This window comes from Nonomuraea sp. SBT364, assembly GCF_001083785.1.
Taxonomy (GTDB): Bacteria; Actinomycetota; Actinomycetes; order Streptosporangiales; family Streptosporangiaceae; genus Nonomuraea.
The window spans coordinates 36424-49225 of the sequence record NZ_LAVL01000057.1 but is presented as its reverse complement, the minus strand read 5'-3'; the positions used below and the strand labels follow the sequence as shown (position 1 = coordinate 49225).

General features: G+C 71.1%; 15 protein-coding genes. 7 read left to right on the top strand and 8 right to left on the bottom strand.

Features of this window, described 5'->3' with window-relative positions:
• The 4 genes from ADY59_RS24470 to ADY59_RS24455 all read right to left on the bottom strand — a co-directional run.
• A partial coding sequence (locus ADY59_RS24470) for a hypothetical protein (RefSeq protein ID WP_049566053.1) occupies positions 1-713 on the bottom strand: 713 nt, incomplete at its 3' end.
• A 196-nt stretch (positions 714-909) separates the two neighbouring features.
• Positions 910-1740, bottom strand: coding sequence for an SRPBCC family protein (locus tag ADY59_RS24465; protein WP_049566051.1), 831 nt, complete (start codon positions 1738-1740; stop codon positions 910-912).
• On the bottom strand, positions 1733-2290 hold the full coding sequence (locus ADY59_RS24460; protein WP_049566048.1) for a winged helix-turn-helix domain-containing protein: 558 nt from the start codon (positions 2288-2290) through the stop codon (positions 1733-1735). Before ADY59_RS24460 ends, ADY59_RS24465 begins: the two co-directional genes overlap by 8 nt.
• Before the next feature lie 128 nt (positions 2291-2418).
• Positions 2419-3441, bottom strand: a complete 1023-nt coding sequence (locus ADY59_RS24455) for a GDP-mannose 4,6-dehydratase (protein WP_049566045.1) — start codon at positions 3439-3441, stop codon at positions 2419-2421.
• 240 nt (positions 3442-3681) lie between these two features.
• Here ADY59_RS24455 and ADY59_RS24450 point away from each other — a divergent pair, with 240 nt between their 5' ends.
• The 4 genes from ADY59_RS24450 (at position 3682) to ADY59_RS24435 (ending at position 7834) form a co-directional block, all read left to right on the top strand.
• Positions 3682-4926, top strand: a complete 1245-nt coding sequence (locus ADY59_RS24450; protein WP_053175097.1) for a glycosyltransferase family 4 protein — start codon at positions 3682-3684, stop codon at positions 4924-4926.
• A 21-nt stretch (positions 4927-4947) separates the two neighbouring features.
• Entirely contained in the window at positions 4948-5664 is a 717-nt protein-coding gene (locus ADY59_RS24445) for a class I SAM-dependent methyltransferase (protein WP_049566040.1), read from the top strand.
• Positions 5661-6701 (top strand): prenyltransferase, encoded by a 1041-nt coding sequence (locus ADY59_RS24440; protein WP_049566037.1) that lies wholly within the window; start codon positions 5661-5663, stop codon positions 6699-6701. The genes ADY59_RS24445 and ADY59_RS24440 overlap by 4 nt, the downstream gene beginning before the upstream one ends.
• Before the next feature lie 224 nt (positions 6702-6925).
• Positions 6926-7834, top strand: coding sequence for a DUF1702 family protein (locus tag ADY59_RS24435; RefSeq protein ID WP_156325701.1), 909 nt, complete (start codon positions 6926-6928; stop codon positions 7832-7834).
• A gap of 83 nt (positions 7835-7917) precedes the next feature.
• On the opposite strand, the gene ADY59_RS24430 is transcribed toward ADY59_RS24435, so the two are convergent.
• The 3 genes from ADY59_RS24430 to ADY59_RS24420 form a co-directional block, all read right to left on the bottom strand.
• Positions 7918-9126, bottom strand: a complete 1209-nt coding sequence (locus ADY59_RS24430) for a serine hydrolase domain-containing protein (RefSeq protein ID WP_156325700.1) — start codon at positions 9124-9126, stop codon at positions 7918-7920.
• A 217-nt stretch (positions 9127-9343) separates the two neighbouring features.
• Positions 9344-9652 (bottom strand): hypothetical protein, encoded by a 309-nt coding sequence (locus ADY59_RS24425; protein WP_049566029.1) that lies wholly within the window; start codon positions 9650-9652, stop codon positions 9344-9346.
• Between the two features lie 169 nt (positions 9653-9821).
• Positions 9822-10451 (bottom strand): class I SAM-dependent methyltransferase, encoded by a 630-nt coding sequence (locus ADY59_RS24420; protein WP_082310364.1) that lies wholly within the window; start codon positions 10449-10451, stop codon positions 9822-9824.
• Between the two features lie 84 nt (positions 10452-10535).
• Between ADY59_RS24420 and ADY59_RS24415 the strand changes: the two genes are divergently transcribed.
• Genes ADY59_RS24415 through ADY59_RS24405 form a run of 3 tightly spaced genes read left to right on the top strand, consistent with a single transcriptional unit; the run spans position 10536 to position 12273 of the window.
• The gene (locus ADY59_RS24415; RefSeq protein ID WP_049566022.1) at positions 10536-10979 is read left to right on the top strand and encodes a pyridoxamine 5'-phosphate oxidase family protein; all 444 of its coding nucleotides are present in this window, start codon (positions 10536-10538) and stop codon (positions 10977-10979) included.
• A complete protein-coding gene (locus ADY59_RS24410) occupies positions 10976-11167 on the top strand; it encodes a ferredoxin (RefSeq protein WP_049566019.1) in 192 nt (63 codons plus the stop codon). Before ADY59_RS24415 ends, ADY59_RS24410 begins: the two co-directional genes overlap by 4 nt.
• 20 nt (positions 11168-11187) lie before the next feature.
• On the top strand, positions 11188-12273 hold the full coding sequence (locus ADY59_RS24405; protein WP_049566017.1) for a zinc-binding dehydrogenase: 1086 nt from the start codon (positions 11188-11190) through the stop codon (positions 12271-12273).
• A gap of 3 nt (positions 12274-12276) precedes the next feature.
• Here the strand turns inward: ADY59_RS24405 and ADY59_RS24400 are convergent, their stop codons facing one another.
• Positions 12277-12789: a DinB family protein gene (locus tag ADY59_RS24400; protein WP_049566014.1), complete on the bottom strand. Its 513-nt coding sequence runs from the start codon at positions 12787-12789 to the stop codon at positions 12277-12279.
• Positions 12790-12802: the final 13 nt, after the last annotated feature.

The window sequence follows — 12802 nt, the reverse complement described above, 5'->3', positions numbered from 1 at the left end:
GCGCGGATGCGGGACAGGATGCGGGTCGTGTCGTCGGGCCCCGGGCGCCAGCCTCGCTCGATGAGGGCGTTGGCGACGTTCTCCAGGAGGTCGGCGCTGTGGGCGGGGATGACGTCGCGGCCGACGACGATGACGCGCCAGCCGTGGTGGCGGAGCTCGCTCCGGCGGGTCTCGTCGTGGTGCTGGTCGGCGGGGGCGGTGTGGTGGGCGCGGCCGTCGTACTCGACGGCCAGTCCGTAGGCTTCCCAGCCGAGGTCCAGGTAGGCGCTGCGGCCCTCGGGCAGGGGTACGCGGATCTGGGTGGTGGGCCTGGGGAGGCCGCCGTCGACGAGGATCACCCTGAGCCAGCTCTCCCTGGATGAGGCGGCGCCCCGGTCGGTCAGGGCGAGCAGGTCGTGGACGCGGTCGGAAGGGGAACGGCGCCACACGGCGTCGAGGTCCACCCCGGCGCGGAGGAACTGGTCCAGGAGCGCGACCGCGTCGAGCCGGGGCAGGTGGGCGGCGCAGTCGAGGGCGGTGCGCTCCCGGGTGGTGACGCGTACGCCGTCGTGCTCGGTGATGTCTCGGGCGGGCAGGCGCGCCACGTGGGTGACGCAGCCGGGGATCGCCAGGTGCGTGGGGGCGATGACCTCCACGGGCCAGGCGGTCTCGGGGGTGGCGGTGCTCAGCGCGCGGAGCCCCCAGACGTGGGCCGCCGTCTGGCGGCACGCCACGGCCCGGGGACGGTGCGGGTGACACGACGGGCACGATCGAGCAGGGAGGGGCCGGAGGCTGGGGCGTTCACGCGGACCATGATGCGCGGGCCCGGGCGGCCACGAGAGGCCAGAACCCGGTTCTGTGGATAACGCCCGAAGCTGCTGCCCCAGGGGGCGGAAGGCCGTGCGGAGGCGGCCTTCCGCCGGTGAAGGGTCAGCTCAGCCAGATCGGCTGCCAGGCCGGCACCTCGTGGTAGCGGCGCAGCTCCGACAGCCCCGACAGGTTGCCCGCCCAGGCGGCGTACGGCGGCCGGTCGAAGCCGCTCTGCACCATCGTGAGCCGTGTCCGCCCCTCGCTGCCCTCCAGCTCCCACGAGCCGATCCCCACCGGCCCCCAGTCGATCGTGAGGCGCCGCTCCGGCTCCAGCTCCAGGACCTTGGCCGGGTGCGGGTCGTTGTCGAGCCCGCCCATCGCGTAACGGCCGCCGACGTGCGGCTCGATCTCGATCGGGTAGCCGAACCAGCGCGTGACCGCCTCGCTGTCGATCAGCGACTCGAACACCGCCGACGGCGCGGCGTCGATCGTCACCGTGGCCCGCAGGCCGGAGGAGGTGAAGTCGACCCTGGGCGTGAGGTCGCGTCCTTCGAAGTGCTCGGCGAGGTTGGCCAGCGCCAGGCACCAGTAGGTCTGCAGCACGCCCCGGATGCTGGATTCCTCGATCGCCTCCCGGTGGTCGAAGTGGGTCTGCGACACGGTGACGATGGTGCTGTCGGGCGTCTCCTCCTCGACGCCGAGCTCGGCGGTGGTCTCGACGCCGTCGAGGGTCCAGGCGATGCGTACGGTGTGGTCGTCGGCGTGCAGCAGGCGCTGGTGCGGCGCGTCGCCCTCGGGCGTGTCGCGCCCCCAGAACGCGAACCGGTCGGGCAGTGAGACCTCGGCGTGCTCGGCCAGCCACACGCGCAGCAGCGCCGGATCGGTGAGGGCGTTCCGGACTTCCTTGACGGGGGCCTGGACGCGGGCACGAAGGATCATCGGCTCACTCATCGTTCTCTTCCTTGGGATAGCAGGCCACGGCCAGCTTGAAGGCGTCGCCTTCGGCTCCGCCGTAGCGGGTGAAAAGGTCGCGCAGCGTGTTCTGGAGGTCGTTCAGGAACTCCTGGCGGTGCTCCGGACGTACGCGGATCTCGCCCGACAGCCCGATCGACGGGAGCTCCGGCGCGGTCCTGTCCAGGGCGGCGATGTCGGCCTGGACCTCCTCCATCAGGTCGAGCAGATAGCCGAGGCTCAGCTCGTCGCGGGCCTTGGCCAGGCCGATGCGGCCCACGAGGCGCGGCGACAGCCAGTAGGAGCGGGCGCCCGCCTGGTAGATGCCCTCGTTGATGCCCCGCACCCTGCGCTCCGACACGAGGTCGACCAGGCCGGCGTCGAGCAGGCGTTTGACGTGGTAGTAGACCCGCTGAGGTGTCTGCCCGAGGCGGGCGGCCACCTCGGTGCAGGTGCGCGGCTCGGCGAGTTGCCGCAGCACCTCGACGCGCTGCGGCTTGAGCAGGGCCTCGGCCTGCTCGATCGCTTCCAGATACAGGACGTCTCTCATCGCAAAAATCACTCTTTACGTAAAAAACTCACTTGTCAATAAGGCGCGCGGAGCGGCGGGCCGGAGTCCGCGCGGCGTTCACGCCATTGATCACGTATCCCGGCCCGCGAACGTTCACGGGGAGGGCCTTACGGCCAGGAACTCTCCTGGTCCGGGTCGCCGCCGTCGGTCAGGAGCCGCAGGTCGGACTCCACCATCATGGCCACGAGCTCGTCGAAGGAGACCGTCGGCTCCCAGCCGAGCTGCACCCGGGCCTTCTTCGGGTCGGCGCAGAGCAGGTCCACCTCGGCGGGCCGGTGCAGGGCCGTGTCGGTGACGACGTGACGCTCCCAGTCGAGCCCGGCCGCCGCGAAGGCGGCCTCGGCCAGCTCACGCACCGACTTCATGCGCCCGGTGCCGATGACGTAGTCCTCGGGCGTGCCGGCCTGGAGCATCAGGTGCATGGCGCGTACGTAGTCGCCGGCGAAGCCCCAGTCACGCCGGGCCTCCAGGTTGCCCAGGCGCAGCTCGGTGGCGAGGCCGAGCTTGATCCGCGCCACGCCGAGCGAGACCTTGCGAGTGACGAACTCGGCGCCCCGGCGCGGCGACTCGTGGTTGAACAGGATGCCGGAGACCGCGAACATGCCGTACGACTCGCGGTAGTTCTGCGTGAGGAAGTGGCCGTACGTCTTGGCCACGCCGTAGGGCGAGCGCGGGTGGAAGGCGGTGGCCTCGTTCTGCGGCGTCTCGGCGACCTGCCCGAACATCTCGGAGGACGAGGCCTGATAGAACCGGATCTGCCCGGAGCCGCGCGACCCGCGCGACACGCCCGAGCACACCCGGATCGCCTCCAGCATGCGCAGCACGCCCATCCCGGTGACCTCGGCCGTCAGCTCCGCCTGCTCCCAGGACATCGGCACGAACGAGATGGCGCCCAGGTTGTAGACCTCGTCGGGCTGAACCCGTTCCACCACGGAGATCAGAGATCCCTGGTCCAGCAGGTCACCGCGCACCACCTGGACGTCGGCCAGCAGCTTGCGGATCCGCGACAGGCGCGGGTTGGCCTGGCCACGCGCCAGACCCCACACCTCGTAGCCCTGGCCGAGCAGGTGCTCCGCCAAGTAGGAACCGTCCTGGCCGGTGATGCCGGTGATCAGAGCGCGCCTGGCCAACGGGTCCTCCAACTATGCCGCCGCATCCATTGGGATGGAATGTACCGCCCTGCCCATGACCGCTCACCTAGAACACGTTCCACCGAACCACGCTCGGTCACGGCAACGTCGCAGTTCGCACGGCCTGTGGAAGCCGTTGAGAACAATTCCAGATGACCTACCGAATGGTAGCCTTCTCGGACTAAGGTCATCTTTCACGGTACACGCCCTGCCACAGGGCCTACCGGGCAGGAGAAAGGGGTGTCCGTGAGCGACTCGCTGCGGATCGCGCTGCTGTCCTACCGCAGCAAGCCCACCTGTGGTGGCCAGGGCGTCTATCTCCGCCATCTGAGCCGCGAGCTGGTCGCGCTCGGTCACCACGTCGAGGTGTTCTCCGGCCAGCCCTACCCCGAGCTCGACGAGGGCGTCATCCTGCGCAAGGTGCCCAGCCTCGACCTCTACCGGGACGAGGACCCGTTCAGGACCCCCAAGCTCGGCGAATACCGTGACTGGATCGACCTGCTGGAGGTCGGCACCATGTGGACGGCCGGCTTCCCCGAGCCGCTGACGTTCACGCTGCGCGCCCACCGCGAGCTGAAGAAGCGCGTCGGCGACTTCGACGTCGTCCAGGACAACCAGACGCTCGGCTACGGCCTGCTCGGCATCCAGAAGCTGTTCCCGGTCGTCGGCACCATCCACCACCCGATCAGCGTGGACCGGCGCATCGAGCTGGAGGCCGCCAAGGGCGCCAAGAAGCTGACCATGCGCCGCTGGTACGGGTTCGTGAAGATGCAGGCCAAGGTCGCGCCCCGGCTGAACCCGATCCTGACCGTCAGCGAGTCGTCGCTGGCCGACATCCACCGCGACTTCAACGTCCCGCAGGCCAACATGCGGCTGATCCCGCTGGGCGTCGACACCCGCTACTTCCACCCGCGTCCGGAAAAGCCCCGGCGCAAGGGCTCGATCGTGGCCGTGGCCAGCGCCGACTCCCCGATGAAGGGCGTCTCGACACTGCTGCGTGCCGTGGCCAAGCTCGCCACCGAACGCGACGTCAACCTGACCGTGGTCAGCAAGCCGACCCCCGGCGGTCCCACCGAGCAGCTCGTCAAGGAGCTGTCGCTGGAGGACCGGGTCCGGTTCGTGCACGGCATCTCCGACGACGAGCTGGGCGAGCTGATCGCCACCTCGGAGATCTCGGTCGTGCCGTCGCTGTACGAGGGCTTCTCGCTGCCCGCCGTCGAGCACATGGCCTGCGCCACGCCGCTGGTCGCCAGCCGTACCGGGGCGCTGCCCGAGGTGGTCGGCGACGCCGCCGTGCAGGTCGCGCCCGGCGACGCCGAGGAGCTGGCCGCCGCGCTGCGCCGGCTGCACGACTCGCCCGAGGAGCGCGAGCGCGTCGGCAAGGCCGGCTACGACCGGGCCATGGAGCGCTACACCTGGACCGTCGTGGCCAAGAGAACCGTCGAGGCCTACCGCGAGGCCATCGCGGCCCGCCGTACCCGCTGACCTGCAAGGGAGATTCGCCCAGTGCTCACCGTGGACTTCGACCGGCTGCCCGTCGGGCCGGGCGTGCGCGTGCTCGACCTCGGCTGCGGCGGCGGCAGGCACGCCTTCGAGGTGTTGCGCCGCGGCGCCGACGTGGTCGCGTTCGACATGGACCAGGCCGAGCTCGACAGCGTGGCGGCCATGTTCGTGGCGATGGACAAGGCGGGCGAGGTGCCGCTCGGGGCCACCGGCGAGACCGTCCAGGGCACCGCGCTGGACATGCCGTTCGAGGAGGGCGGCTTCGACCGGGTCATCGCGGCCGAGGTGCTGGAGCACATCCCCGACGACATGGCGGCCATGCGGGAGATCTTCCGGGTGCTCAAGCCGGGCGGCACCGCCGCGATCACGGTGCCGAGCTTCCTGCCCGAGCGGATCTGCTGGGCGCTGGACGAGGACTACCACACCGCCCCCGGCGGGCACGTGCGCATCTACACGCTGGCCGAGCTGTCGGCCAAGCTGAAGGCCACCGGGTTCGTCATCGGCCCGCACCACCACGCCCACGGCCTGCACGCGCCGTACTGGTGGATCAAGTGCGCCGTCGGCGTCAACAACGACGAGCACCCGCTCGCCAAGGCCTACCACGAGCTGCTGGTCTGGGACATCATGAAGCGCCCGGCCGCCACCCGGATCGCCGAGGCCCTGCTCAACCCGGTCATCGGCAAGAGTGTCGTGCTCTACGTCAGGAAGCCCGAGGCGTGATCTCCCGCGAGCAGGTCGTCCGGACGGCCGAGAGCATCGCGGCGATCCAGCAGGACGACGGCGGCGTGCCGTGGCCCGAGGGGCACGTCGACGCGTGGAACCACGTCGAGTGCCTGATGGCCATGACGGTGGCCGGCCTCGGCGAGCCCGTCGCGCGGGGCTACGACTGGCTCGCCCGTCACCAGCGCGACGACGGCTCGTGGCCGATGAAGGTCGCCGGCGGGGTGGCCGTCGAGCAGGGCGGCGAGTCCAACCACGCCGCGTACGTCGCGGTCGGCCTGTGGCACCACCTGCTCGTCACCGGGGACGAGACCTTCGTCCGTGAGCGGTGGCCGATGGTCAAGGCCGCGGTCGACTACGTGGCCGGGCTGCAGACCGAGCGCGGCGAGATCGTCTGGGAGCGTGACGCGCGCGGCCGGGCCGCCGACTACGCGCTGCTGACCGGCTGCTCCTCCGTCCACCAGGGCCTGCGGTGCGGCGTACGGCTCGCCGACCGGCTGGGCGACCCGCAGCCGCACTGGGAGCTGGCCGCCGACCGGCTGGCGCACGTGCTGGCCGCCCATCCCGAGGCGTTCGCCGACAAGAGCCGTTTCTCGATGGACTGGTACTACCCGGTGCTCGGCGGCGCGGTGCGCGGGCCGCAGGCGGCGGAGCTGCTGGAGCGCGAGTGGAGCACGTTCGTGGTGCCGGGGCTCGGCATCCGCTGCGTGTCGGACCAGCCGTGGGTGACCGGGGCCGAGACGTGCGAGCTGGTGCTGGCGCTGGACGCGCTCGGCGACCGCGACCGGGCCGCAGCGCTGTTCGCCGACATGCAGCATCTGCGGCACGAGGACGGCTCGTACTGGACGGGCTGGCAGTTCGCCAACCGCAAGCACTTCCCGCACGAGCGGTCCGGCTACACCGCCGCCGCCGTCGTGCTCGCCGCCGACGCCCTGTCCGGCCTCTCGGGCGGCTCCGGCCTCTTCCGCGACGTCGCCGCCACCTCCCCCGCGCCCGTCCGCGCCGACGTCTGCGGCTGCACGCCGGCCCGCGCCTGATTTCCCGTACGCCCCGGGCCCCGGTACGCAAGGGGTTTTGCCGATCCTTTGACCGGACAAGCCGAGCGGTTGCGGGCAATGGCGTATTGCGGTTACTAGGTTCGTGGGTGGCCGTACGAGGCGTCTTCGGGGGAAGCGTGGGCGACACGGGCACAACAACGTTCTTGGAGCAGGTCGGGACCGAGCCGACGCTGGCGGAAGCTCGCGGCTGGCGGAGGTATCTGATGAAGGATGCCTGCGAGTCCGATCTGAGCAGGCGAAGGTTCCGGCTGACGCGCGGACCTTCCCGGACGGTTATCGAGAATGCCGAAAAGTCATATGTTTTCGGCTTCAATGCCGTCATTTCGCAGGAAATCGAGAAGATCGAGGAAATTTCACACGACCAGCGGGCCTTCGCCTACGAGGGCGCCGGGGCCGCGTGCGCGGTGCTCGATCTGATCACACTGACCCGGGGCCGGCGCCTTCGCGAGCTACTAGCCGGCCCCGCCACACATCACCAGTTCGCCGCCCACCTGGGCGCGGGCCGAGGTTACGCGCTGCTGCGGCTGCGCCCGGTCCGCGCCGGGCGGCGGGCGCACCCGCTGCTGCGCTGGCTGGCCGTCGACGGGTTCGGCTTCGGGTGGAGCATGGCCAGGGCCGACCGCATGGTGGGCGAGCGGGCCATGCCCGACCTGCTCACCCGGGCCCACTGCGCGCTGTTCGACCAGGGGCTGGGCCGGCTGCTGTGGTATCACGACTGCGCCTCGCCCGACGACGTGGCCGCCCGGGTGGCCGCGTACCCGGCGATCAGGCGGGCGGCGCTGTGGAGCGGCGTCGGCTTCGCGGCGGCCTACACGGGCGGCGCGGAGGCCGACGAGCTGTGGTGGCTCACCGACCACGCCGGCGCGGACGGCTTCCGGCCGCACCTGGCGCAGGGCTGCGCGTTCGCGGTGGCCGCCAGGGCGCAGGCGGGCCCGCTGCCCGACCACGTGGCGCAGGCGGTGCCGATCCTCACCGGCGGCGAGCCGGAGGAGGCCGCCTCGTGGGCCGACACCGCCCTGATGGTGCTCGGCCACGACCCGCGCAGCCACGAGGACTACCAGGCCTGGCAGGCGCACACGCGCCGGCTGTGGGCGCGCCGCCACCAGGTCTAGGCTCGGTCCTGCCGGGCGGCACAGCCCGCCGCCCGGCCCGCTGCGCGTCCTCGACCTGCCGGCCGACGTCTGCGACCGGACCGTCAGGAGAACGCCGTGATGATGATGTCCATCATCCTCGGCTTCACGCTCTCGGACTTGGCGTCCACCGAATTGTAGGAGTAGACGAGCGTGCGGGGCGGCTCGCCCGCGCCCGCTGGGTTGCGCAGCCCGCCGATGCCCGTGAGATAGCCGTACCGGCCACCGGTCTTACCCCACAGGACGATCCCGCCGGGCAGATCCACCCGGGTCAGCCCCATGCTGTAGGTCGCCTCCTTCGCATCGCCGTACATCCTCACTTCCTTGGGAGGAACCGTGAACATCAGCTCCAACTGGGGCGCCGGTACGACGTCGCCCCGGAAGAGCGCCGTGGTGAAGCGTTCGAGGTCGGCGGTCGTGGACACGAGGTTGCCGGCCGCCCACTCGATCGAGTGCCCCCATACGGTCACGTCGATCGTCCTGCCGTCCAACACCTGGTAGCCGTTCGTGTGCGGGCCGTGGAGGAACGGGTCGTCGGTGGGCAGGAAGGTGTCGCGCAAGCCCAAGGGGCGCAGGATCCGCTCGCGCACCTGCCGCTCGTAGCTCGACCCGGTGATCTTCTCGATCAGCATTCCCGCGACGGTGTAGTTGATGTTGAGGTAATGCTGCGCGGTGCCCGGCTCGAACTCCATCTTGTCCTGTGTCGCCAGTGCCACGATCCGCTCAGGTGTCCAGTGCTCGAAGCGGCGCTTGTAGATCCAGGTGAACCCGTCGGCCGTCTCCCCGGCCGGCAGTCCCTTGGCCAGGTCAGCCGGGGGCAAGCCGCTGGTGTGATTGAGCAACTGGCCGACCGTGACCGGCCGGTAGTTCTCGGGGAGCAGGCCGGGCAGGTAGTACTGGACGGTCCGGTCGAGGTGCAGCTCACCCTCGGCGACGAGCTGGAGCACCACGGCCGCGGTGAAGACCTTCGTCACGCTGCCCGCCCGGAAGCGGGCGTTGGCGGGCACCGGCCGTCTGGAGCGCAGGTCCCGCACCCCGGACACGCCCTGCCAGCTCCCCCCGGAGCCGCCCACCCGGACCTGGGCGGCAGTCCCCTCTGCGTCGGGAAGCCCGGCGATCGCCCGGCGCAGCGCGTCGGGGTTCACCGGCGGCACGGCCTGCCGCGCGGTGACGGCGGACGCCGTCCGGGCCGTCCGGGCCGTCGCCGGGGTGGCCGTCCCCGCGGTGATCACGGCGAGGGCGAGTCCGGCGAGCGCGGTGCGGCGAATCCTCATGGTCATCCTTCAGATCGGTTCTGACTGCTGGAACCAAGTCTGGAGATCGCGAAGCCCCGAGGGATCGGCGGTGAGAGCGGTCCCGGATCTCCCTCGCGAGAGGGAGCCGCTCGGGCGCGGGAGTGAATCGCCCCAGCGGGTCACGCTGCACCCCTGATGTTTCCATGCGGCCGGACCGTCGAAGCCATCGACGGCGAGGAGCTGCAGGCTCAGTCGTTCACGGCCGAGAAGCCGGCAGGTGGTTCAGGACGAGGGTGCAGTTCTCGGCGCCGAGCTGGCCGTTCCACATGAACGTCCATCCGCAGTCGTACGTCCCGGCCGCGGAACCGAAGCGGATGGTGACGCTCGTGCCGCTGTGGCCGTCGCACCCTGATCCCGACACCTTGTAGTAGCCGCCGCCGGTCGGCGTCCGGCTGCCCGAGAAGCAGACAGCGTCGCTGACCGCCGCATGGGCGGGGCCGGCCCCGAGCGCGACGGCGACGACCGCCGTGCTCAGGCCAACCGCCAGGCTGGATGCCCTTCTCATGGTGGTGCCTCCTTTCCTTGTTCACCGGGAGGGTCAGAGCCACGGTAATGAGCCTGGGGAGGACCCGCCCATAGGCATGCGTCACCAGTCGATGTGGATTCGTCATATCGATTCCCGGCCGCTCAGGCGCCGGGCCGCCGGTAGCGGGCCGGGACGCGATGGCCGTGGTTCAAAGCCCTTCGGCCACCCGCTCCAGGACCCGCAGCGAGCCCTCCGCGCGCACCTCGGTGAACGCGCCGGACTCCAGCGCCCGCCGGTAGACGCGGTAGGGCGCCTGCCCGCCCTGGGCGGGGTCGGGGTAGACGTCGTGGAAGACCAGCGCGCCGCCGATCACCACGTGCGGCGCCCAGCCTTCGTAGTCGCGGGTCACCGGCTCCTCGGAGTGGCCGCCGTCGATGAACAGCATGCCCAGCGGCGTGGCCCAGAGCGCGGCCACCCGCTCGGACCCGCCGACGATCGCGATCACCTCGTCCTCCAGCCCGGCGGAGGCGATCGTGGTGCGGAAGGTCGGCAGCGAGTCCATCTTGCCGAAGCGCAGGTCGACCAGCGTCGGGTCGTGGTGCGCCCAGCCGGGCTGGATCTCCTCCGAGCCCCGGTGGTGGTCGACGGTCACCACCACGGACCCCGTCTGCCGGGCGGCCGCGCCGAGGTAGATGGCCGACTTGCCGCAGTAGGTGCCGATTTCGCAGATGGGCCCGCGCGGCCCGTACTCGCAGGCCACCTCGAACAGCGCCAGCCCCTCCTGCGACGGCATGAATCCCTTGGCGTGCTCGGCTGCGTAGCGCAGCGCGGGGGGCATCGTCATAGCCCTGCACCCTAGTGGAACCGAACAACATTCCGTCGCCCTCTTGCCCGGCATAATGCAACCTGTTCTACTGGCAGCGTGAATCAGCGCGCGCGCATCGCGATGCCGGACGACGAGGTCACCGCGTTGCTGGAGAGGGCCAGGAAGCTGCAGCTGGCGACCATCAACCCCGACGGCACCCCGCACCTGGTGACCATGTTCTACGGGCTCGACAAGGGCCGGATCACCTTCTGGACGTACGCGAAATCGCAGAAGGCCCGCAACCTGGCGCGCGACCCCCGGGTGAGTTGCCTGGTGGAGACCGGGGACGACTACGCCGACCTGCGCGGGGTCCTGGTCTACGGCGAGGCGGCGCGGCTGGACGACCCGATGGAGGTCGGCCTGGCGGTCGCGCGCCGGATGACCCCGGGCGTGGCGGACGACCTCCTGCGGCCCTACGTGGAACAGACCGGCCGCAAGCGGTTCGCGTACGTCGTCGAGCCCGGCAGAGTGGTCTCATGGGATCACCGGAGGCTCACATGAAGATCGAAGTCGACTACCTGGTCTGCGAGGCCAACGCCGTGTGCATGGGGCTCGCGCCAGAGGTGTTCGAGGTGGACGAGGACGACGAGCTCCACGTCCTGCTGCCCGAACCGCCCCCCGAGATGCTGGACCGCGTGCGTCACGCGGTGCGGTCCTGTCCCAAAGCCGCCCTTTCCCTAGAGGAATAGCCCGACAGGAGGAATCCCCCATGCGCGCCGCGCTTCTGCACGCCGTAGGCGATGACAAGCTGGAGATCCGTGACGACGTGACCCTGGCCCCGGTGGGGCCGACGGACGTCCGCGTGCGGATCCGGGCGACGGGCGTCTGCCATTCGGACCTGTCGGCCATGTCCGGCGTGCTGCCGCAGCCAGTGCCGCTCGTCCCCGGTCACGAGGGCGCGGGCGAGGTGGTGGAGGTCGGCGACCACGTCACCTCGGTCCAGCCGGGCGACCACGTGGTGATCAGCTGGCGCCCGGCCTGCCAGGAGTGCGACCTGTGCCTGGGCGGCCAGCCGTTCCTGTGCCCGAAGTACATGATCGAGTCGTTCACCAAGGGCAACTTCCGCTTCGGCGGCGACACCACGGCCTTCGGCATGGCCGGCTGCGGCACCTGGGCCGAGGAGATCGTGGTGCCGTGGCAGGGCGCCATCAAGATCGACCCGGAGGTGCCGTGGGAGGCGGCGGCGCTGATCGGCTGCGGCATCACGACCGGCGTGGGGGCCGTGGTCAACACCGCGAAGGTACGGCCGGGCTCCACGGTCGTGGTGATCGGCTGCGGCGGCGTCGGCCTGTCGGTCATCCAGGGCGCCCGCGTCTCCGGCGCCCGGACGATCCTGGCCGTCGACCCGCTGGAGTCCAAGCACGAGCTGGCCAAGAAGGTCGGCGCGACCCACGCGGTCACCCCCGAGGGCGTCCCGGGCGCGCTGGCCGAGCTCACCGGCGGCCAGGGCTTCGACTACGGCTTCGAGGTCGTCGGCAAGGCGGCCACGATCCAGAGCGCCTGGCAGCTCACCCGGCAGGGCGGCGACGTCGTCGTGGTCGGGGCGGGCGCCACGGACGACATGGTGTCGATCTCCGCCTTCAGCCTGCTGTTCGAGGGCAAGAACCTGCTGTCCAGCCTCTACGGCGAGGCCGACGTGCGGCACGACTTCCCGTACTTCGCCAAGCTCTACAGGGCCGGCCAGCTGGACCTGGAGTCGATGATCAGCTCGCGCATCCGGCTGGCCGACCTGAACGACGCCGTCGCCGCGCTGAGGGGCGGCGAGGTGCTGCGCCAGATCGTGGTGATGGACTGACGCTCAGCGGTGCGCCCACAGGTCGCGCAGCAGCGCGACCTCGGCGCCGTGGTGAATGGCCTCCCGGTTGATGTGCAGCACCAGGGTGGCCATCGGCCGGTCGGCGTAGGGGCCCTCGGCGGGGCCGCACGGCCGCGCCAGGTCCTGCGGCCCGAGCGACCGCACGCCCCGCGACCACCGCTCGTGGGCCTCGTCGAGCTGGTCCAGCGCCCGCGCCGCCGTCGTCGCGTACGGGAACGAGCCGTAGTCGACGGCCGGACCGCCGAAGTGCGAGGCCGCGCGGGCGCCGAAGACGCCGACGATGACGTGGGCCAGCCGCCAGGCGATCGTCGTGACGGGCGCGGGCTCGGGCGGCGGGTGGACCCAGTCGATGCGCCCGTCGCGGATGCTCCAGGAGCCGGGGGCCGGCTCCCAGAGATACTCCTCGTCGGTCAGCCCGTCGAGGCGGGGACGGAGCTGCCGCGTCCAGTGCCAGGCGAGCTGCTCGTGCAGCTCGGCGGTCCAGTCGAGATCCATCCCCCTGGCCTAC

What these genes read in the sequence shown, in the direction of transcription:
- ADY59_RS24410 (WP_049566019.1), top strand. Translation starts at nt 10,976, where the DNA reads ATGAAGATCGAAGTCGACTACCTGGTCTGCGAGGCCAACGCCGTGTGC.
- ADY59_RS24425 (WP_049566029.1), bottom strand. Translation starts at nt 9,652, where the DNA reads ATGAGAAGGGCATCCAGCCTGGCGGTTGGCCTGAGCACGGCGGTCGTC.
- ADY59_RS24460 (WP_049566048.1), bottom strand. Translation starts at nt 2,290, where the DNA reads ATGAGAGACGTCCTGTATCTGGAAGCGATCGAGCAGGCCGAGGCCCTG.
- ADY59_RS24420 (WP_082310364.1), bottom strand. Translation starts at nt 10,451, where the DNA reads ATGCCCCCCGCGCTGCGCTACGCAGCCGAGCACGCCAAGGGATTCATG.
- ADY59_RS24465 (WP_049566051.1), bottom strand. Translation starts at nt 1,740, where the DNA reads ATGAGTGAGCCGATGATCCTTCGTGCCCGCGTCCAGGCCCCCGTCAAG.
- ADY59_RS24435 (WP_156325701.1), top strand. Translation starts at nt 6,926, where the DNA reads ATGAAGGATGCCTGCGAGTCCGATCTGAGCAGGCGAAGGTTCCGGCTG.
- ADY59_RS24405 (WP_049566017.1), top strand. Translation starts at nt 11,188, where the DNA reads ATGCGCGCCGCGCTTCTGCACGCCGTAGGCGATGACAAGCTGGAGATC.
- ADY59_RS24430 (WP_156325700.1), bottom strand. Translation starts at nt 9,126, where the DNA reads ATGAGGATTCGCCGCACCGCGCTCGCCGGACTCGCCCTCGCCGTGATC.
- ADY59_RS24400 (WP_049566014.1), bottom strand. Translation starts at nt 12,789, where the DNA reads ATGGATCTCGACTGGACCGCCGAGCTGCACGAGCAGCTCGCCTGGCAC.